This is a genomic window from Micrococcus sp. KRD070 (assembly GCF_017168435.1).
GTDB lineage: Bacteria > Actinomycetota > Actinomycetes > Actinomycetales > Micrococcaceae > Micrococcus > Micrococcus luteus.
The window spans coordinates 57,450-76,773 of the sequence record NZ_JABFNH010000016.1 but is presented as its reverse complement, the minus strand read 5'-3'; the positions used below and the strand labels follow the sequence as shown (position 1 = coordinate 76,773).

The 19,324-nt window shown below is 71.5% G+C and carries 16 protein-coding genes; 5 read left to right on the top strand and 11 right to left on the bottom strand.

The window, feature by feature from the left end:
• Nucleotides 1–3: 3 nt before the first annotated feature.
• Both J1M38_RS12230 and J1M38_RS05200 read right to left on the bottom strand, forming a co-directional pair.
• Nucleotides 4–1,122 carry a restriction endonuclease subunit S gene (locus J1M38_RS12230; protein WP_196296755.1) on the bottom strand — a complete coding sequence of 373 codons (1,119 nt, stop codon included), beginning with the start codon at nucleotides 1,120–1,122 and terminating at the stop codon, nucleotides 4–6.
• Between the two features lie 119 nt (nucleotides 1,123–1,241).
• A complete protein-coding gene (locus tag J1M38_RS05200; protein ID WP_052520008.1) occupies nucleotides 1,242–3,242 on the bottom strand; it encodes a class I SAM-dependent DNA methyltransferase in 2,001 nt (666 codons plus the stop codon).
• 237 nt (nucleotides 3,243–3,479) lie between these two features.
• Here J1M38_RS05200 and J1M38_RS05195 point away from each other — a divergent pair, with 237 nt between their 5' ends.
• On the top strand, nucleotides 3,480–4,382 hold the full coding sequence (locus J1M38_RS05195) for a DUF3800 domain-containing protein (protein WP_206481731.1): 903 nt from the start codon (nucleotides 3,480–3,482) through the stop codon (nucleotides 4,380–4,382).
• Nucleotides 4,383–4,553: 171 nt separating this feature from the next.
• Here J1M38_RS05195 and J1M38_RS05190 read toward each other — a convergent pair whose 3' ends face one another.
• Together J1M38_RS05190 and J1M38_RS05185 are read right to left on the bottom strand one after the other, a co-directional pair.
• Complete coding sequence (locus J1M38_RS05190) at nucleotides 4,554–5,426, bottom strand: Ltp family lipoprotein (RefSeq protein WP_230278086.1); 873 nt, start codon at nucleotides 5,424–5,426, stop codon at nucleotides 4,554–4,556.
• Between the two features lie 367 nt (nucleotides 5,427–5,793).
• On the bottom strand, nucleotides 5,794–6,120 hold the full coding sequence (locus J1M38_RS05185; RefSeq protein WP_041102640.1) for a type I restriction-modification system subunit M N-terminal domain-containing protein: 327 nt from the start codon (nucleotides 6,118–6,120) through the stop codon (nucleotides 5,794–5,796).
• Nucleotides 6,121–6,379: 259 nt separating this feature from the next.
• On the opposite strand from J1M38_RS05185, the gene J1M38_RS05180 reads away from it, so the two are divergent.
• Nucleotides 6,380–6,607, top strand: a complete 228-nt coding sequence (locus J1M38_RS05180; RefSeq protein WP_223247472.1) for a helix-turn-helix domain-containing protein — start codon at nucleotides 6,380–6,382, stop codon at nucleotides 6,605–6,607.
• A 90-nt stretch (nucleotides 6,608–6,697) separates the two neighbouring features.
• Here the strand turns inward: J1M38_RS05180 and J1M38_RS05175 are convergent, their stop codons facing one another.
• Nucleotides 6,698–7,555 carry a transporter substrate-binding domain-containing protein gene (locus J1M38_RS05175; protein ID WP_041102639.1) on the bottom strand — a complete coding sequence of 286 codons (858 nt, stop codon included), beginning with the start codon at nucleotides 7,553–7,555 and terminating at the stop codon, nucleotides 6,698–6,700.
• Between the two features lie 160 nt (nucleotides 7,556–7,715).
• Here J1M38_RS05175 and J1M38_RS05170 point away from each other — a divergent pair, with 160 nt between their 5' ends.
• Entirely contained in the window at nucleotides 7,716–8,543 is an 828-nt protein-coding gene (locus J1M38_RS05170; protein WP_206481729.1) for a hypothetical protein, read from the top strand.
• A gap of 9 nt (nucleotides 8,544–8,552) precedes the next feature.
• On the opposite strand, the gene J1M38_RS05165 is transcribed toward J1M38_RS05170, so the two are convergent.
• A complete protein-coding gene (locus J1M38_RS05165; RefSeq protein ID WP_041102637.1) occupies nucleotides 8,553–8,828 on the bottom strand; it encodes a DUF1540 domain-containing protein in 276 nt (91 codons plus the stop codon).
• A gap of 345 nt (nucleotides 8,829–9,173) precedes the next feature.
• On the opposite strand from J1M38_RS05165, the gene J1M38_RS05160 reads away from it, so the two are divergent.
• Nucleotides 9,174–9,935, top strand: coding sequence for an OBAP family protein (locus J1M38_RS05160; protein WP_036383211.1), 762 nt, complete (start codon nucleotides 9,174–9,176; stop codon nucleotides 9,933–9,935).
• 170 nt (nucleotides 9,936–10,105) lie between these two features.
• Here the strand turns inward: J1M38_RS05160 and J1M38_RS05155 are convergent, their stop codons facing one another.
• The 3 genes from J1M38_RS05155 to J1M38_RS05140 all read right to left on the bottom strand — a co-directional run bounded on the left by J1M38_RS05155 (nucleotide 10,106) and on the right by J1M38_RS05140 (nucleotide 14,854).
• Entirely contained in the window at nucleotides 10,106–11,287 is a 1,182-nt protein-coding gene (locus J1M38_RS05155) for an FAD/NAD(P)-binding oxidoreductase (protein ID WP_206481727.1), read from the bottom strand.
• A gap of 112 nt (nucleotides 11,288–11,399) precedes the next feature.
• Nucleotides 11,400–13,745 carry a WcbI family polysaccharide biosynthesis putative acetyltransferase gene (locus tag J1M38_RS11990; RefSeq protein ID WP_342356207.1) on the bottom strand — a complete coding sequence of 782 codons (2,346 nt, stop codon included), beginning with the start codon at nucleotides 13,743–13,745 and terminating at the stop codon, nucleotides 11,400–11,402.
• On the bottom strand, nucleotides 13,742–14,854 hold the full coding sequence (locus J1M38_RS05140) for a glycosyltransferase family 4 protein (RefSeq protein ID WP_144825180.1): 1,113 nt from the start codon (nucleotides 14,852–14,854) through the stop codon (nucleotides 13,742–13,744). Before J1M38_RS05140 ends, J1M38_RS11990 begins: the two co-directional genes overlap by 4 nt.
• A gap of 165 nt (nucleotides 14,855–15,019) precedes the next feature.
• Here J1M38_RS05140 and J1M38_RS05135 point away from each other — a divergent pair, with 165 nt between their 5' ends.
• Nucleotides 15,020–17,014, top strand: coding sequence for a glycosyltransferase (locus tag J1M38_RS05135; RefSeq protein ID WP_206481723.1), 1,995 nt, complete (start codon nucleotides 15,020–15,022; stop codon nucleotides 17,012–17,014).
• Nucleotides 17,015–17,042: 28 nt separating this feature from the next.
• On the opposite strand, the gene J1M38_RS05130 is transcribed toward J1M38_RS05135, so the two are convergent.
• Together J1M38_RS05130 and J1M38_RS05125 are read right to left on the bottom strand one after the other, a co-directional pair.
• The gene (locus tag J1M38_RS05130) at nucleotides 17,043–18,131 is read right to left on the bottom strand and encodes a glycosyl transferase (RefSeq protein WP_206481721.1); all 1,089 of its coding nucleotides are present in this window, start codon (nucleotides 18,129–18,131) and stop codon (nucleotides 17,043–17,045) included.
• On the bottom strand, nucleotides 18,131–19,258 hold the full coding sequence (locus J1M38_RS05125; RefSeq protein WP_206481719.1) for a glycosyltransferase: 1,128 nt from the start codon (nucleotides 19,256–19,258) through the stop codon (nucleotides 18,131–18,133). The genes J1M38_RS05130 and J1M38_RS05125 overlap by 1 nt, the downstream gene beginning before the upstream one ends.
• Nucleotides 19,259–19,324: the final 66 nt, after the last annotated feature.

Below are 19,324 nucleotides of genomic sequence, written 5' to 3'. Positions count from 1 at the left end.
CGGTCAGTCCTCCGTGGGGATCTCGATCTGGCCGGTGACGGCGGCAGTGATCAGCGCGGCCCGGCGCTCCTGGGCGAGCTCAATGAACCGTTCCGCCTTGGCGATGAGCGCGTCGATCTTTGCGGTCTCGCGGTCGAGGTGGTCGGCGATTTCTCGTTGCTCGTCGAGGGGAGGGACAGGGAATAGTTCTGACATGAATGACGCCATGTCGAGGTTCTGGATCCCCGTGGTCTGGTTCACTGACTTCCAGGTCAGCCCAGACGTGTATGCCCCGTTGAGTGCGTAAAGCCAAAAGCGTGCGTGTTGATCGGGACGAGGCCGCAGCCGAACGATGAAATTGGCGAAGATCGACTCCTCATCCGATTCGTAGCTGACCACGAAGCCCACCGGGTTGATACCGGTGCCGCCAGACTTCTCCATCAGGAGATCGCCACGCCGAAGCGCGGCTTTGGCCCTCTCCGACGGAGTGACGCTCCGAATCGTCGGTGCCGTTCCGACGCTGAGGGTGGGGCGGTCAAAGTCCGCAACCCGGACGACTCGCACGTCGGTGCCATCGCCGACCTCATCGGAGCCCCAATAGCCGGATTGCACATCGGTCAAGATGCGCTTGATCGGCAACTCCGACCAGTGTGCCGGCATATACTTGAGCCACGAGGATGCGGACTCTCCACGGTCTCCATTCGCCTGCATCCCTGAGGTGGCCGCGACGATGGCGGCTACACGCCGACGGCGCAGGCCCGCGACGAGGGCACGCTGTTTCTCGATCAGGGCGTCGATCCTGGCGGTCTCGCGGTCGAGGTAGTCCGCGATGCGCCGCTGCGTGTCGAAGTCAGGCGCCCAGACTTCGATGGTCTTGATGAAGTCCCAGTTTGCCCTCGGCATCTTGGTTCCATACGTGGACGCGTTCACCTGTTCCAGGAAGAAGGAACTCAGCACTAGGTACCCGAGGTAGCGAGAACACATTTCATCGACCGGACGGTACACATGGATGTCCCCGAGGGCCTCACCGTCACGATTAGCAACCCACGACTTCGCCAAGTACGGGCGCAGCTTGCTGAAGAGGAGATCACCGGCTCGGAACGAAGTGCCGCGCCCCTCCGAGTCGATTTGATGATCGGTCACGAGCCGACCGGTATGCCCGACCATTGATTCAGCTGCGACGCGGAACTCCGACTCCTCGGGCGCATTGTCTGAAACGAGGTCAACGCACCACCCGAACTTCCTGGATGAGGATCGAGCTGTCACCGCTCCACCTCCTGCAGCAGCTCGATGATCTCGGCCGTGAGCTGCTTGAGCTCGGCGTCGATCTCCTCGAGGGGGCGCGGCGGCACGTACGTGTAGAACAGCCGGGTGAAGGGGATCTCGTAGCCGATCTTCGTCTTCGCTTCGTCGATCCAGGCGCCGGGCACGTGCGGGGCCACCTCGGCCTCAAAGTACTCGTGAATGTCCCGGCCGAAGGGCACCAGTTCGGTGTCCCGCAGCGAGGTGTCCGGCTCCGGCTCGCCCTTCTTGTTCTTCACCACCTCCGCCTCGGGATCGTGCACGCCGATCGCCCCGGTCAGGGCCTTCACCAGCGGGGCACCGGCGGTCACGCCGTGCTCCTTCAACGCCTTCTTCAGCTCCAGTACGAAGGTGGGCTGGTGGTCCCAGACCCGGCCACGCAGGGAAGCGAGGGCGGCCTCGAGAGCCGAGCGGCCGTCGTCGGGAAGCTTGTCCACCGGCTTGGTGGCGAGCGCCGCCGCGATGGTGGCGTCCTCCACCTCGAAACGCAGCTGCAGCGGGCGCTCCACGGTGATCTCCCGGTAGCCGAAATCCTGCGGGGTGAGGACCTTGGAGAACTCGGCATTGTCCTCGGACTGGGCGTCGAAGTCCCGGTAGATGTCCAGCACGCGCTGGCGGTCCGCCTTGGACAGCTCCTTGTTCTTCGAGCCCACGTTGCGGCGCAGCTTGGTGAAGAACGTGCGGGCGTCGATCAGCTGCACCGTGCCGCGGCGGTCTGCCGGCTTGTTGTTGTCCAACACCCACACATAGGTGGCAATGCCGGTGTTGTAGAACATGTCCGTGGGCAGCGCGACGATCGCGTCCACCAGGTCCGACTCCAGCAGCCAGCGGCGGATCTCGGACGGGCCCGAGCCGGCCCCGCCCGTGAACAGCGGGGAGCCGTTGAGAACGATGCCGGCCCGGCCGCCACCCTCCGAGACCGGGCGGAGCTTCGAGGCGACGAGCTGCAGGAACAGCATCTGGCCATCGCTGATGGCGGGGGTGCCGCCGGGGAAGCGGTTCGTGGCGCCGCCAGCGGCGATCTCCTTCTCCACCGCGGTGCGGGAGGCCTTCCAGTCGCCGCCGTAGGGCGGGTTGGAGAGGACGTAGTCGAAGCGCTCGGTCAGGTGGGCGTCGTTCTTGAGGGTGTCCCCGCGGGCGATGCCGTCCGCGTCCTGGCCCTTGCCGAGCAGCTCGGACTTGCAGATCGCATAGGACTGGTCGTTGAGCTCCTGCCCGAAGAGGCGGACCTCCGCGTTCGGGTTCATGCGGCGCAGGCGCTCGTCCAGCAGGGACAGCATGCCGCCGGTGCCGGCCGTGGGGTCATAGACGGTGCGGACCGGGTAGCCGGTGAGGACGTCGTCGTCGTTGGCGGTGAGCAGGTCCACGAGGAGCTTCACCGCGTCGCGCGGGGTGAAGTGCTCACCGGCGGTCTCGTTGGAGGCGGCGGCGAAGCGGCGGATCAGGTCCTCGAAGAGGGTCCCCATCTCCGCGTTGGAGACGGTGTCCGGGGAGAGGTCGATGGAGGCGAACTGCTGCAGGACCAGGAAGAGGCGGTCGTGCTCGTCCAGCTTGGCGACCGTCTTGTCGAACTCGTAGTAGGTGAACAGGTCCGCCACGTTCTGGGAGAACCCGTCCACGTAGGCCAGCAGGTTCGTGCGGAGCAGGTCCGGCTCCTGCAGGATGCGGTCCAGGGTGAAGGGGCTGAGGTTGTAGAACGTCAGGCCCGTGCGGGACTCCACCAGGTTGTCCAGGACGAAGTCCGGATGACCCTTGGCCGCCAGGTCCGCGAAGAACTCCCGGTGCGGGGCCATGACCGCCTCCATGCGGCGCAGGATGGTGAGCGGAAGGACGAGCGTGCCGTACTGGTTCGGCTTGAACACGCCCCGGAGCTGATCCGCGATCCCCCACACGAAGTTCGAGAGGTTCTGGGGAGAGCGGTGGGGCGCCGAGGCAGCGCCGCGCGTGGCGGGGGTGGTCATGGGGTCCTTCGAATGGTGGGGGCGGGCCGCTGGACGGGACCCATTCCGACCCCGCAGCGACCCGACAGGGCGACGGATCATACACAACCACACTTGCCTATGCTCTGCGCGCGCGAGTATACTCGCGTGTGGTAGCTAGGGCTGAGACAGTGCCCCGAGCACCAATTCGAGAGGCCCACGCTTGCGTGGGCCTCTGCGCTTGTCTGCAGTGTCCGCTGTGTCCTGCACAATGGTCAGATGCTGCTGGCGTACATCGACGAGATCGGCGAGCCGGGCGCCTACGTCGGCCCGGACCATCCTCGCTTCCGGACAAGCCCAGCCTTCGGTTATGCCGGATTCGTCATGCCGGAGTCTGCCGCACGAGGCTTTGGAGCGAAGTTCACCGCACTGAAGCGTCAGCTGTTCGCCTCGGAGATCGACCGAGCGAAACACCCCGGACGGTGGGAGTTCAAGGGGGCCAATCTGTTCCGGCCGGATACCCCCGCGCGCTTTCCGCAGCAGCTCCGCGTGTTCGATGCGCTCGTGCGGTCCGTCGTCGTCGACCACAGCGGCAAGCTGTTCTACTACGCCGACGAGAAGCAGCGTGGGACGCCCAAGCAGATCGGCCTCGACGTCGAGAAACGCGAAGCCGACGCCATGCGAGAGACTCTGAACCGTCTGGCCCGCCATGCCCACCATCATGGACATAACCTCATGGTGATCATCGATCAAATCAATGAGAAGACGCGAGTCGAACGCGTTGCATCGATGTATGCCCACATCTTCAGCCGAGCCGGCGACTTTCCGGAGATGCGGTGCATCGTGGAACCGCCCATGCACGTGGACAGTTCGCTGAGCTCCAACGTGCAGTTCGCCGACTGGGTCGCCGCCGCCGTCACACGCGCTGTCGATCACCAGCTCAACGACTCGTCCAAGTACGCCTGGGTCACCGACCCCCAGCGGCTGGCATCCATGAGGGGCAGCTTCACCTACGAGTCCAAACTGCACCTGTGGAACCGCGGCGTGCAGGACATCAACCACTCTGAGCTGTTCCACCGCGAACGGCGACTTGCCCCGACCCCGCATGGACAGCTTCTGGGGGCCTCGGTGGACCCCGCGGCGGCGGAGAAGATGGCGAAGATCTGGCGCTCGGGACGCTAAGACCTGGCGCCGCTGCTAGAGATCACCCCGGCCCTGCGTCAGGCGGAACACAGCCCCGCATATTCTGGTCCTCCGCGGGCTGCGGAGGACCAGAATATGCGGGCGGCGGGTGGACCACCTGGCGACACCGTTGCCGACGCGTTCATTCAACGCGCCGGGCATGGCCGGGCGTCACTGGGACAGGTTGTCGATCGCGTACTGCGCCTGGTCGGGCGTGAACTCCTCGCCGTACTCCGAGACCAGTTGGTCGTAGATCGCAGACGGCGACATGTCCATCATCTCCTGATAGCTCTTCGCTTTGGCCAGCGCATTGGCATTCCAGTCCACGTCCGTCATGTTGTCGATCGCGTACTGCGCCGCTTCTGGTGAGAACTGCTCACCGTACTCGGAGACCAGCTGGCCATAGATGCCCATCTTGGACATGTCCATGTTCTCTTCGTAGCTGTACGCCTTGCGAAGCGCCGACTGGTACTCCATCGGCACATCCCCGGCCTCATGCTCGGCTGCCGCTTCCGTCTCCTCCGAGAGCGTCGGCGTGGGCTCAGGGGTGGGCGTGGGCTCCGATGCAGGAGCAGACCCCGCAGTAGGGGTCGAGGTCGACGATGCAGCCGGCGTGGAGGATGCGCCCCCGGACGCGCCGTCCACCTCCAGCGCCGCATACTCCGGGATGCGGTTAATGATGGGCGTCATGTTCTCAACGAACCTGTTGAGTTCCTCACCGGGCTGGTAGCAGTCGGTGGCTGCACCGGTCACAGACTGCACGATGTCCTGCATTGGCATCGTGTACCTGCCACCGCCCGACTTCACAATGCGCTGGATCTCCTCAGGCTCGGCCATCAGACGGTCCAAGGTGTCGTGATACTTGGGATGGGCGACCGCGCGCAGCTGATCGCCCTGCTCCACCAACCCCGCCACGCGACGATCCCTATCGCTCATGACGAGGTCTTCCATGTAGAAGTCCACGCTGAAGTCCAGGACGTCTAACGCCAGACCACCGCGGTTGCCTGCCAGCTGTTCGCACGTCTCGGTGGCCGTCAGCTGCATGGGGCTCTCCGAGGCTGCGGGCGTCGGCGACACCGCCGAAGAAGACGAGGACGATGAGGATTGGGAGCTAGACGGCCCCGGTCCCTCCTGACCGGAACAGCCGGTGGCCACGAGCAGGAGGGGCAGGAAGAGGAGGAGTCGCTGAGCGCGCATGAGAAAACTCTCCGTGACTGATGTGCGAGCCTCGAACCAAGCGCTCTTGCGGCTGGAATGGGTGCCAGTGAGAGTCTGTCGAGGAAGGGTGAGAAGGCCCTCAACTGCATATTGTGCACAGCAACGCACCCATTGAGCGACACGCCGAGGACATGTGAGAGTCGAGCAGGAATGCTCATGTCGCGTTTCCGCGTCGGAAGGGTGAACGGCCACTTCACCTGCCACAGCCGCACTTCACAGCCCGCGGCTGGAGGGGTGCTGCTCGCAGCCCTGCGAAGGGGGTCATCTCGTGATTTCTCGCACCCCCACCCCGGACGATGTCGAGTCGGTGCTCGCCGCCGTCGAGACCATCCCGCCAAGCCTGTTCGATCACTACGAGGGATCCCGCGAGAACGAGCCGGTGCGGGGCCATGACCGCCTCCATGCGGCGCAGGATGGTGAGCGGAAGGACGAGCGTGCCGTACTGATTCGGCTTGAACACGCCCCGGAGCTGATCCGCGATCCCCCACACGAAGTTCGAGAGGTTCTGGGGAGAGAGCATGGTGGCGGAGCCTTTCGGAGCACGGCGGTGTGGCAGTCGGCCTCATTCTGGCACTGAGAAGTCGCACGCCTGATGCCTGAGAGCCGGGTTCCGAAGAATTCTTCGGATGAGGAGGCCGGCACCTTTTCGACCGACCTCTGGAGGCTCGAATCCGAAGTCTTCTTCGGTTTCCCATGTCGACTCGTCACCGCAGCAGTCGAACGTCACCGATTCCGAAGAATCCTTCGGATTTCAGCTGCTCATCTGCCACGCTGGGGCTGTGGCCACCACACGCGCAGTCTCCTCCGCCGCGGCGCTGATGAAGATCAGCGACCGCGTCCGCGCCATGCGTAAAGAGCTCCTGCTGACCCAGCAGCAGCTCGCAGACCTGGCAGGAGTCTCGGATGCGACCGTCCGCCAGATCGAGCGCGGCACCGGCAAGAGCACCCTGAAGTCAGTGCTCTCCGTCATGGAGGTGCTCGGCCTCGAGCTCGAGGTCACCGGTTGACGACTCCCGCACTCGAGGACCTGAAGCGCGTCACCGCCACGGACGTCTACAAGGGCGGCGACCCAGCGGGGACGGGATCGCCCTTGCGGCTCAGTCCTCCAGGCTCAGCTCGACGTCCCCGACCCACGGCTCCGCGAATCCTTCGTACGTCCCGTCCTTGAGCGCGATGGCCAGCCACTGGTCCACGTAGTGCTTGAACACCTCGTCGCCCTGCGGGAGCATGTACCCCTTCTGGAAGTAGTCGAAGGGCTCGTCCGGGTTCGCGGCGCACAGCTCGGGGTACTCGTGGTCGATGTAGAGCACCTCGGAGCGGTCCGTGGTCATCACGTCCGCCTCGCCGGCCGCGAGAGCGTCGAACACCGTGAGGTTGTCGTGCGTCAGCAGCTCGCCCTGCGGGTAGTGCTCCCGCGCGAACTTCTCGTTGGTGCCGCCCTCCGGGAAGATCGACCGCACACCCGGCTGATTGATCTCCGCCACGGTGTCGTACTTCTCGACGTCCTCGCAGCGGGTGATCGGCGTCTTGCCGTCCTCCTGCGTGGGCACGGTGAAGTACACCTGCTCGGCGCGTTCCGGGTTCAGGGAGATGCCCCCGACGGCGACGTCGCACGCCCCCGACGTGTAGTCGTCCATGAGCGTCTTCCAGCTGGTCTTCACGAACTCCGGCTCCACGCCCATGGTCTCGGCCAGGTCGCGGGCCATGTCCACATCGATGCCCTTCCAGTCGCCGCTCTCGGTCTGCTCGGTGAAGGGCGGATAGTCACCGGTGGAGCAGACGCGCAACGTGCCGACCTCCTTGATGCGGGTGAGTGCGGAGTCGACGACGGTGGCGGTGGCGGGTTCCGATGAGCTGCCCGCATCCTGCGCCGTGCCGCAGGAGGTGAGGGTGAGCGTCAGGACGACGCCGAAGGCCGCCGTCGCGAGTCGGCAGCGGGTGGGGCGGAAGGTCATGATCGGCTGGCTCCCTCGACGACGGCACGTGAGTCCCGTCACCGTAGCCCAGCACCACACGCCCCCACCGCCCCGCGTACGGCAAATACATAACACTTGCCTTGCGTATCTCACTGAGGTGTGCCTTACTGGTTCTCGGACCCCCGCCGGAAGGACCCCCATGGCCCACGCCTCCACGCACCCCGCTTATCCGCTGCCGCCCGTGGCATCCCGTCGTCTGCTGCTGGCCCAGCGGCTGCTCCGCGGCGAGGGATCCGTCGAGGTCGCGGCCTTCCGCGCCGGCGAGACGCTCACCACGGCCGTACACGGCGTGAGCGTGGACGGCCGCCTCGTGGTCGCCTACGTCCCCAACCTCCTCGATTCGCTCGGCGCGTTCCACACGCTCGCGCCGCTGGACGTGCGCGTGGACGTCCTGCGCGACGCCCTGGACCTCACGGTCCCCACCCGCCTGGCGTCAGTGCATCTGCTCGGCACCCTGCGCTGGTGCCGGGACTCGGCCGAGGTCGCGGAGCTGGGGTTGCGCGGTCGCGTCGCGGACCTCGTGGCCGACGTCGGCCCGCGGGTGCGCGTGGGCGTGGTCGAGACCCAGCGGATCCTGTTGCACGACGTCGACGGCGTCGCCGTGTTCTGCAGCCACACCCTGCCGCTCACGTCGCGCGGGCTCGTCGACCAGGCCGAGCTCGCAGACCTGGCGGACGACGTGCTGGGCACCGCCCCCGAGGTGCTCGCGGACCTGGCCGACGCCGTCGCCCTGGGCCTGCTGCCGGGCGAGAGCACCCCGTTGCAGGTCGGCACCGGATCCCTGCCCGAGTCTCCCGCCCACGCCCTCGACGCGGACGAAGCCGGGGTGACCCTGCTGCGCGTCCGCGACGGCGAGAGCACCGCGGTGCATGTGGCCCTGCCCGGCGCAGGCCGACTCGACCACAGCCCCCGGCACGCCTGGCGGCGACTGCTGGACGCGATCCCGACGCGGGTCGCCCACCCCTGAGGGGCGGCGTCAGTCGATCGTGTAGGTGGCGCAGGTGGCCACGTCCGTGACCTCGATACCCTCGGCGGTGCAGGCGAGGTCGGCGTTGTAGGTGCACTCGAGGCGGTGGCACGCACCGACGGTCGAGGCGCCCTCGGTCACCGGGCGGCGGACGTCGAGCTGGACGAAGGTGCCGCAGCCGGGCGTACGGTCGGAGCCGGCGACGGTGATGGCCAGGGCGTTGCAGGACGACTCGGCGTTGAAGGCGCAGGCGCTGGCGGCGCAGGTGCGGACGGCGGTGGTCATGGCGTGATCCTCCCGGTTCGGGCCCGCCCCGGGCTGGGACGGTGCTGCTGGAATAGAGATTACTCCGGCCCACGAATAGCACAAGAGGGGTGATCCTTAGTCGATAGACGATTAGCGCAAATGCATTTTGCGCATTGTCGTGTGTCGTATGGACCGACGTCATGCCCGCCGGCCGCCCGGAATCTTCTGCATCTCTGGCCCTTCTGGCGACCACGCGCCCACTCAGAAGGGTCAGATGCGCAGACGATCCGCCGTCCCCGCCTCCTGAGCAGCCCCGGCAGCCCCGGCAGCCCCGGCAGCTCCACCACCCTGGCCGAGTCCGCCCCGCGCTCCTAGCGTGAGGCCATGAGCACCCATCGCCTGTCCTCCACCGCCCTCGGGTTCGCCGCCGGACTGGGCACCGCGGCCGCTGTCACCGCAGCCCGCAAGATCGCCCTCATGGGCGCCGTCGGGAAGGGCCACCCGCTCAAGCACCGCCTCCTGGACGCGGCATCCGGCCTGGTCCAGCCGAAGTACCCCATGGGCGCGATGAGCACCTATCTCAACGGACTGCACTTCTACGCCGACGACCTCGGCCGACAGGTCGAAGCCAGCCACTTCTGCATCCACCTGCGCCACGACCTGCACCAGTGCGTGATCTTCGACCGCAATGCGCCGGACGCACGGCTGATCGGCATCGAGTACATCATCAGCGAGGAGCGGTTCCGCAGCCTCCCCGACGAGGAGCGGCGGCTGTGGCACAGCCACCACTACGAGGTGAGCTCCGGCGCCCTCACGGCCCCCGGGGTGCCCGAGCTGGCCGAGCACAGTTACTTCGAAGACCTCATCCACACCTACGGGAAGACGTTCCACACCTGGCAGTACGACCGGGACGACTTCCCGTACGGCATCCCCCAGCTGATGATGGGCCTCACCGGCGACGGCCAGGTGGACGAGGCCCTCCTGCGCGCCCGGGACGAGCGCGTGGGCGTGGACACCGCGGCCAAGCGGCGCAACCGCGCGGACATCCCGGTCCCGGACGTGGTGCCGGGGGCGAACAGCTGGGAGCGCGGGCGGGTCGTGCAGACCACGCTCGAGGAGCGCCCGGTGCGGGGCCGCGACGACTGAGGGCGGCGTCGTCGGCAGGGCGCCGTTTCCCGAACGACAGCGGTGCGACACGCCGCCGTTTCCCGAACGAAAACGCTCGGCGGGCCGGCGCCGTCATCCGGATCGGGCGGGGGCGCCCCGCGAGGGACAGTACGTCCGCCGCACGTGTCGCGGCAGCGAGAACGCTGGGCTCAGACCTTGCCCTTGAGCAGTCGGTGCCAGTAGATCCGGGGCTGGCCGAAGCGGTCGAAGGCCGCCGTGCTCTTCCGCGGCTTCGTCAGGTCCACGCCGGGGATCGACCGGTCCTCGGAGCCGTCGCGGACGTGCTCGTCCAGGACCAGCTCGTCCCGGCTGACCATCACGGGGATCACGGTGTAGCCGTCGTACTTCTGGAGCGGCTTCCCCGCGTCCGCAGCCTGGATGTTCTGGGTCAGGATCTTGACCTGCCGGCGCAGGGCTCCGCCGGAGGGCCGTGTGCCCAGGGCGGCGGCGTCGCCCAGCGCCCACACGTGCGGGTGCACGGGATGCCGCAGGGTCGCGGGATCCACGGCCGCCAGGCCGGCCTCGCCGTCGTCCGCCAGGCCTGCCTCGGCGATGAACTCCGGGGCCCGCACCACGGGCGTGATGTACGCGGCCGCGACGTCGGTGATCCGCTCACCGGTGTTGAGCACCACCTCGCGGGCCTCGTGGTCCACGGCGTTCACCTCTGCGCCGGCGTGCACATGGATGCCGTACCTCGCCACGGCCTCGGCCAGAGCGGGGTCGATGGTCTGCCGGTCCAGGATCCGGCCGTAGGGGGTCACCAGGTGGACGTCCACGTCCGGCAGGATCCCCGTGCGCTCCCACGCCGCGCAGGCCAGGAACAGCGCCTTGAGCACGGTGCCGCCGCACGAGGAGGGCTCAGCCGGCACATTCGCCACCACACGGTCCCCCGCGGCCACACGCGACAGCAGCGCCCGGGCGGCGTCCATGTGCTCGGGCACGTGCGCACTCGCCGCCCATCCGGCGGCGTAGGCCTCACGCAGCCCGTCGATCGCACCCCACCACGGGGTCAGCCCCGGGCAGAGCACGAGGTGGCGGAAGCCCACGGTCAGCCCGGTGCTCGTCACCGCGGTCCGTTCCTCGGCGTCCACGGCCACGACGTGGTCCGGGATCCATTCGACCCCGTCCGGGATGACGGCCCGCATCGGCCGTTCGAACCGGGCCATGTCCGCCTGCCCGCCCGCCGCGTAGTTCAGCATCGGCCGGTAGCGGTGCAGCTGTTGGCCGTCGGCGATGGCGACCCGACCCTGCCGCTTCCGCCGCAGTGCGGCGGCCAAGGACACGCCGGCGTTGCCGCCGCCGACGATCAGGATGTCGTACTGCTCGGTCACGTGGTCCTCCGTGGGGTGACGGGGTCAAGGAAACGGTACGGCCGCCCCCGCAGACGTGCTCCGCGGCAGACGGGACGTGCCGCCCATCCTCCACTGGTGGCCGGGGCCGGCGCTAGCCCGCGAGGCCCAGCAGCCGCAGCTGGTCGGCGTACTTGCGCATCCCGACCTCCACGGCCTGCGGGTTCTGCGCGTACCAGTCCAGGTGGGTCTGTCGCAGCTGCTCGGCCGGGACGGTCTGTCCGGCCACGGTCCAGTCCTCGGTCGGCTCGGCGTCGAGGTCGAGGGCCTCCACCACGACCGCCTCGAGGGGCGCGCGCACCCCGCCGAGGAGCACGCGGGAGGCGGGCACGGGCTGGACGGCGACGGCGCCCGGCAGGTGCCCGGCCACGCGCTCGGCCACGCGGGTCAGCAGCATGTTGGTCGGGTGGTTCACGGTGTAGAAGCCGACGCCCCGCTCCGCCGCCACCAGATCCGCCATGGACAGCGTCCCCTTCGCCTCCTCCCGCGCCCGCAGCGCCTGCACGGACGCGGCCGCGGCCTCGCGGATCGCCGCCGGCGCCACCTCCCGACGACGGCCCGTCGCCGCCTCGGCCAGCACGCGCAGGTCGTGGTACGGCACGACGGGCGGGTCCTCCCCCGGCCGCTCGGCCTCCCCGGGCGCGAACTTCCAGTTGCGGAGGGTGACCTGCCAGGGAAAGCGCGAGACGTCGTACACCACGGGGATCCGCACCACGGCGGCGTCCTTCGGCAACCGGGCCACGAGCTGGTCCGTGCCGATGGGCATGCCCCGGTAGTCGTGCGGGATCGGCTGGGTGACGAGGGCCTTCACGCGGGGCAGCAGCCGCTCCAGGTGCTCGACCTCGTCCGGCTGGGCCTCGAAGGCGGGCGGCACGCGGACGCTCACCAGGTCCGCCCCGTGCAGCGGTGTGCCGGGCTCCCCGCCGAGCAGCCGCCGGTACGACTCGCCCTGGCAGTTGCCCCACACCAGCAGCAGGTCACCCTCGGGCAGGTCCTCGAGCCCGTAGAAGTGGCCGTAGTGCCGGCGTCGTCCCTCGTCCTCGTGCACGCCTGCGTCCTCTCTCCTCAGCCGTCCTCGCGACGGATCCAGTCGACGCCCGTCTTCCCGAACCACCAGGCCAGGAACGCGGAGAGCGCCGCGAAGTCCAGTTCGTCCAGCTCGCTCATCGGTCCTCCCGTGCTCCGTCCTGTCCGCGATTGTGCCAGCCCCGCGGACACCGGCCCGCTCGCCCGGCTCGCCCAGCACCTCCACGCGCTCGACGCCGGCCCGTTCCAGGCGCAGCAGCCACGCGGCGACGGCGTCCGCGTCAGGCCGGGCTCCGGCCGCGGCGGGCCGCAGCGGCACGTGCACGTCCACGGACCAGTCGGGCACCGACCGCACGGCGTCGAGGTCGCCGCGCGCCGGCGTCGGCGGCAGGTCCTGGGACGCCGCCGCGCCGCCGTCGGGCTCGCCCAGCAGCCGCACGCGGGGGTCGCCGAGCGCCCGCGCCGCCGCCTCGTCGAGGCCGCCCACGACGCCGACCCGCGCCCCCGGTGCCGCGCGCAGCACGGCGTCCACCGCCACCACGGCCGCCGCCGCGCCGTCCGCGCCCTCCGGCACCCGCACGCGCGCCTCGACCCGCAGCGGGCCGGCCAGGGACAGGCCGTGGCCGCGGGCCGTCGTCGCGGGGATGCGCGAGGCGAGCACGAGCGCCTCGCGGGCCTTCACCCGGGCGGCCTCGGCGGTGTCGCCGCGTCCGCCGAAGTCGGCGCCGGCCTGCCACGCCACGGCGTCCGGCGCGTGGCGCAGGGCCGCCCCCACGCGCCACAGCCGGTGCGCCAGCTCCCAGTCCTCCCCGCCGTAGCCCACGAACGCGGGGTCGAAGCCGCCGGCGTCCTCGTAGACCTCGCGCGCCATCGTGAGCACGGCCGAGATGACGTACCGGTAGCCGGTGGAGTCGGCGCGGCGCAGGTCGTCCGTCGCGCGGTACCCGTCACCCAGCCACGCCGGCTCAGCCAGGCGGGAGCTCTCCGGCACCTCGTCCCCGGGCCGCCAGCCGTCCGCCCAGGCCCGCTCCAGCCAGGCCTCGGCCAGGTGCCGCCGCCGACCCACCACCGCGGCGTCCCGGGGCGCCGTGGCCACCGCCGCCAGCGCCGCGGCGAGGTACCCGGGCTCGGGGAGCATGTCCCCGTCGAGGAAGGCGAGCACGTCGCCGTCGGCCGCCTCCGCCCCGAGCGCCCGGGCCGCCGAGGCGCGGAACCCGCGGTCCCGCTGGCGCACGGTCACCACGTCGAACGGCAGGCCCGGGTCCACCCGGGGCGGGACGGGCGAGCCGTCGTCGGCCACCACGAGCTGCAGCCCGCCGGTCAGGCCGCGCTGGGCCGCGAGCGCGGCCGTGAGCCGGTCGAGGTCCGCCTGGGCCCGGTAGTAGGGCACCACCACGGAGACGGCAGCGCTCACGTCCACCTGTGCACGCGGCGGAGCACGTCGAAGAGCATCCGCGCGCAGTCCTCGGCCCCGGGCGAGAGGTCCACGGCGGGGTCGAGCCACGTGCGCTCGGGGTCCTCGACCGCCTCGGCGATCGCCTCGGCCAGCGCGAAGGCCGGCGACCCGTTCGGGTGCACGAGCCGCAGGGTGCCCGGGCGCAGGCGCTCCATCTCCTCCGTGTAGCGGCCCGCGGAGGCGATCGCCCGCCGCCCCACCGAGGTCCACGCCGCCAGGGACCCGGACGCGGACACGTTGCGGTGCGCCGCGAACGGGATGCCCGCCGAGAGCAGGGCCGCGTCCGCGAACTCGTCCGGCACGAACCCGGTGACGCGGAACTCCAGGCCGCGCGCCTCGGCGTCGCGGGTCAGCTCCGCCACGAGGTCGTCATGCCCGATGCTGACGGGTCCGAGCGCCGTCAGCCGGCGCGGCGCCCCGGAATCCGGGCCCCACTGGCGGTGCAGCTCGGTGAGGGCCTCCAGGGCGAGGGCGTGCCCCTTGCCCGGGTAGACGAAGCCGAAGAGCACGAGGTCCCGGTCGAGGCCGGCCATGCTCTCCGGCACCACCGGCTCGGCGCGGGCGGCCGCGGCCCGGCGGTCCTCCACGGGCAGCGGGACCACGTCCGCGGCCACGTCCACCAGGTCCGCCAGCAGCGCCCGCTCGTGCTGCGAGGAGACCACGACGCCGTCCACCGCCTGGGCGAGCCGCGCGTATGCCTCGCCGCGGCGGCGGTAGCGGCCGTCGCCCTCGGCGGGCTGCGGGATGTCGTGCAGGGTGAGCGTGGTGCCCTCGGGCAGGACGTCGACGAGCAGGTCCGCAGCGGCGGTCGCGGTGGGGCCGAACAGCGCGTCCGTGACGTCCAGGTGCACGGCGGCGCCCAGCGCGCGCGCCTCCTCCAGCACGGGCACGAGGCCCCGGAACGCCGCGACGTCCTCCGCCGTGAGCAGCTCCACCTCGGCGCCCACCCGACGGAGGGCGGCGGCGGTCTGCCGGCCATGGCGCACCACGCCGTGCTCCGGCGCGCCCACGGTCACGTACAGCACACGCCCCTGCGGCTGCGAGTCCACGTCCACGATCCCCTTCACCTGCGGCGGCGCTCCTCGACGCGGCGGCGCGCCGGAACGGACAGGATGCCGCTGCTCCGATTCTCCGATCCTGCCCTGACAGACTAGATTTCGCGACCCCCGACCCGGGACGGGGACACGCCGCCCGCGCGGCATCGCATCCCCCAGGTCAGGAGGCCCTCCCCCGTGAGCATCACCGTCCAGCACGTGCCCGCGCAGCACCCGTACACCCGCGCGATCCGCCCCCTCGACCCGGGCGCCGCGCCGGACGTGGAGTTCCTGCCGGACCCGCCGGTGCCGGGCGCGCCCGCGCACCAGTGGTGGCCGCCCCGGGCCCTGCACGCGGAGTGGCTGGCCGAGCACCGCCCGGACGTGCTGCACGTGCACTTCGGCTTCGAGCACTTCAGCCCCGCCCAGCTGGCCGCCGCCCTGGACGCGCAGCACGCGCACGGGGGCGCCGTCGTCGTGACCGTGCACGACCTCGAGAACCCGCACCTGACGGACCAGGGCCCCCACCGAGACCGCCTGGCCGTGCTGCTGGGCCGCGCGGACGCCGTGCTCACGCTCACCCCCGGCGCCGCGGCGACCCTCGCCCGCGACTACGGCGTGCGCGCCCTCGTGGTCCCCCACCCGCACATCGTCCCGCTCGAGGACCTCGTGGCGCAGGGCGACGACGACGCCCCCGGCGCGCTGCCCCCCGACGCGTCCGACGACGGCGACGGCGCGGCCGCCCCCGCCCGCCTGCTGGTGCACGCCAAGGACCTGCGGGCCCAGGTGGCCCCGGTGGCGCTGCTGCCGGTGCTCGCCGCCGCCGTCGCGACGCTGGCCGACCGCGGCGTCGACGCGCGGGTGACCGTGGAGGTCCAGGACACCGTGCAGGACGAGGACGCCCTGGCCGCGCTGCGCGCGGGCTGTGCCCACCACGGCTTCGAGCTGTGGCAGCACGACCGGCTCGACGACCCCGCCCTGTACGCGCTGCTGCGCGACGTGGACGTGTCCGTGCTGCCGTACCGCATCGGCACCCACTCGGGCTGGGTGGAGATGTGCCGGGACCTGGGGGTGCCGGTGGCCGTCGCGGACATCGGGCACATCGCGGACCAGTCCGGCGCCTGGTTGACCCCCGACTCGCTCGCCGCGTTCGACCCGGAGGACCCCGACTCCCTCGCCGACGCGCTCGAGACGCTGGTGCGCGCCCGCGCGCGCACGGCCCCCGCCGACCCGGCCGCCCGGGCCCGGCAGCGTCGTCGCGTGGCCGCCGCCCACGTGGCCGTCTACCGCGAGGCCCTCGCCCGGGCGCGCGGGGCGTTGCCGGGCGTGTCCGTGCTGGTCATCACGGGGCACCGGGACGAGCACCTGTCCCGCGTGATCGCCGGGCTGGAACGCTCCCACCGCCGCCCGGACCAGGTGGTCGTGGTGTTCATGGGCCAGCCGGACGGGCGCGTCCCGGCCACGGACCTGCCCGTCACCGTGGGGCACGTGGCCGCCGACGCCGGGCTGCCCCTGGCGCAGGCCCGCAACCGCGCGGCCGAGCTCGCCACCGGCGAGATCCTCGTCTTCCTCGACGTGGACTGCATCCCGGCCGCCGAGACCGTCGGCGTGCTGGCCACCGAGGTCGCGGCCCACCCCGGGTCCGTGGTGATGGGCCGGCCCCGCTACCTGCGGCCGGGCTGGACCCGCGACGTCGGGGAGGCCGACCTGACCTCGCATCGCGCGGACGCCCTGCTACGCCGCCTCTCCGTGCCCCACCGGGCGCGCGCGCACCTGACCGCCGGCCCCTCGGACGAGTGGCACCTCGTGTGGACGCTGATCCTGGCGCTGCGCCGCGCGGACCTGGCCCGCATCGGCGGTTTCGACGCGGGCTTCACCGGCTACGGCGCCGAGGACACGGACCTGGCCTTCCGAGCCCGAGCCGCCGGCCTGACGCTGCGGTTCAGCCCCGCCGAGGCGTTCCACCAGCACCACGGCGTGATGACCCCGCCGCTGCACCACCTCGAGGACATCCTGATCAACGCCCGCCGCTTCCGGCAGGTGCACGGCCGATGGGCCATGGAGGGGTGGCTGCGCGCGTTCGCGGACGCGGGGCTGATCGCGTGGGACCCCGAGGGCGAGCGGCTCGAGCTGCTGCGTCACCCCACGGAGGCGGAGCTGACGGCCGCCCGCCGCGACGACGCCGCGTACTGAGGGGCGACGCGCCGGGGGCGATCGGGGCTCAGCCCAGGGCGCCCTCGATCGCCGCCTCCCAGCGCCGCCGGTACTCGTCCGGCGCCACGAGCAGCAGGCCCGCGAGCCGATCGGCGGCGGCCGGGTCCGCGAGGGCGCCGCGCACCGCGCCGGCCCAGTCCGCGTCCGGGTCCTCCCACGCGCACCACGGCACGCCCGCGGCCCGGTGGATCTCGCGGACGAACACGCGCTGCTCGTCGAACGGCCGCGGCTCGGGGGCGAGCACCACGGGGCGGCCGGAGCGGGCGGCGTCCACCACGGCGTTGTGCCCGGCCGAGACCACCACGACGTCGGCGTCCGCGGCCCGGCGGGCCGGCGCCTGGACCCAGCCGTGCAGCGTCACGGTGGCGGGCATCGCCTCCGCCGCGAGCCCGCCCGGCGCCTCCGGCTCGCCCACCCCGGCGATCGGGCCGTACACCTCCCACGTCGCCTCCGGCACGGCGGATGCCGCCCGGGCCAGGTCCGCGGCCCGCACCCCGCCGCCGCCCGTCCCGGCGATCACGGCGACGCGCGGGGCGCCGGCGGACGCCGTCGTCGTGGCGCGGGTGCCGAGCCGGCCGGTGACGTCCGCGACCCCGAGGTAGGCGACCCGGTCCGCGTGGGCGGCGCGCCAGGCGGGGACCTCGAGCTCGGCGGCGTAGTGGGCGAAGAGGCCGTCGGCCTCGGCGTAGACGAGGGCGTGCGCGGGGTCGGTGCGCTCGCCGTGCATGCGGCGGTGCAGCACGGGCCAGCCCGCCAGGCGCAGGAACAGGGCCGCCTCCACGGACACGTCCACCACGCACACGTCCGGGTCCACCCGCTGCGCCGCCGCGTGGAGGGCGTCGAAGCGAGCCCGGATCTCGGTCCCCACCGGGGACCAGTGCAGGGGCGAGCGCGCCGGCTGCTCGTGGCCGGGCACGAGGTCCGAAGGCAGCGGGATGACGGGGACGTCCGCGGGCAGCAGTGCGGCCGCCCGGGGGTGGGCGGTCACGACCGTCACGTCGAACGCCCCGGTCGACGCCAGGCCCGCGGCGTGCCGCAGGTGCCCCGCCCCGTGCTGGTGGGCGTAGTAGAGGACCCGCCTGCGGGCCGGGGCCATCAGAGGGACTCCAGGTCTGCCGCGTCGGCGGACGGGCGCGGGACCTCCCGGGGGTCGAACCCGTACGCGTCCTCGGCGGCGGCGAGGTCGCGGGCGTCCTCGGCGGCCTGCTCGAGCAGGTCCACGTAGCCCTCCACCATGGTCTCCGCGCTGAACCGGCAGGCCCACGCACGCACGCGTCCCCGGTCCTTGCGGCGGGCGTGGCGGATCGAGACCGCGAGCTCCTGCGCCGTGTGGTGCACGGCCAGCGCGCCGGCCTGCGGGGCGACGATCTCCCCCATCGCGCCGCTGAGCAGCGCGGCCACCGGCACGCCGAGCGCCATGGCCTCGACCACGGCGAGCCCGAACGGCTCGGCCCACAGGGGGGTGGCCAGGAAGACCTCGCCCGTGGCGAGCATGTGCGGCAGCGCGTGGTGGTCGAGGTGGCCGTGGTAGACGGTGTCCGGGCCGAGCCGCGGCACGACCTCGCGGGCGTGGTACTCCTCGTCCGAGATCGGCCCGGCGAAGTGCAGCTCCATGCCCGCGATCCGGGCGGCGTCGATCGCCACGTGCAGGCCCTTCTCCGCCGTGATCCGGCCCGACCACACGGCGCGGCCGCGCACGGGGACGGCGTCGGAGACCCACTGGTGCAGCTCGATCCCGTTGGGCACCACGTCCACCCGCGGCAGCCGGTGCTGCCAGGCCAGCGCGTTCGACGCGGACACCGAGGCCCACCGATGGTGGTCGGGGGCCGTCCAGCCCGAGGCGTCGACGACGGCCAGCACCTCCGCCAGCGTGGCCGGCGTGTGCAGGACGGTGACCACGGGGCGGGCGCGCAGCAGCTCGAGCGGCGCCGGGGAGAGGGAGTTGTTCAGGACGGCGTCGGAGTCGTCATCGAGGATCAACGCGCAGGCCCGGCGGGCGGCCTCCTCGCGCACGCGGGCGCCCGCGCGGCCCGGGCCGGCGCCCTCGGCGGGCAGCACGGCGACGACGTCGCCCGGCACCCGGGTGCCCTCCCGCGCGTAGACGGTGACGTCGTGGCCCCGGCGCACGAGGTGCTCCACGGTCATGGCCGTGTGCATCTCCAGCCCGCCCTCGTAGGGCGAACGAATGGGGTGGAGCATGTGGGTGAGCACGCTGATGCGCATCGGCGTCCCCTTCCCGGCCCGGGCCGGGCCGAACGGCCCCGTGCGGGGCGGCAGAAGCGCGACTGA

Bases quoted from the DNA above. Each gene is read 5' to 3' on its own strand.
- J1M38_RS05160 (WP_036383211.1), top strand. From the start codon at position 9,174: ATGAGCACCCATCGCCTGTCCTCCACCGCCCTCGGGTTCGCCGCCGGA.
- J1M38_RS05130 (WP_206481721.1), bottom strand. From the start codon at position 18,131: ATGGCCCCGGCCCGCAGGCGGGTCCTCTACTACGCCCACCAGCACGGG.
- J1M38_RS05185 (WP_041102640.1), bottom strand. From the start codon at position 6,120: ATGCTCTCTCCCCAGAACCTCTCGAACTTCGTGTGGGGGATCGCGGAT.
- J1M38_RS05175 (WP_041102639.1), bottom strand. From the start codon at position 7,555: ATGACCTTCCGCCCCACCCGCTGCCGACTCGCGACGGCGGCCTTCGGC.
- J1M38_RS05165 (WP_041102637.1), bottom strand. From the start codon at position 8,828: ATGACCACCGCCGTCCGCACCTGCGCCGCCAGCGCCTGCGCCTTCAAC.
- J1M38_RS05200 (WP_052520008.1), bottom strand. From the start codon at position 3,242: ATGACCACCCCCGCCACGCGCGGCGCTGCCTCGGCGCCCCACCGCTCT.
- J1M38_RS05190 (WP_230278086.1), bottom strand. From the start codon at position 5,426: ATGCAGCTGACGGCCACCGAGACGTGCGAACAGCTGGCAGGCAACCGC.
- J1M38_RS05125 (WP_206481719.1), bottom strand. From the start codon at position 19,258: ATGCGCATCAGCGTGCTCACCCACATGCTCCACCCCATTCGTTCGCCC.
- J1M38_RS05195 (WP_206481731.1), top strand. From the start codon at position 3,480: ATGCTGCTGGCGTACATCGACGAGATCGGCGAGCCGGGCGCCTACGTC.
- J1M38_RS05170 (WP_206481729.1), top strand. From the start codon at position 7,716: ATGGCCCACGCCTCCACGCACCCCGCTTATCCGCTGCCGCCCGTGGCA.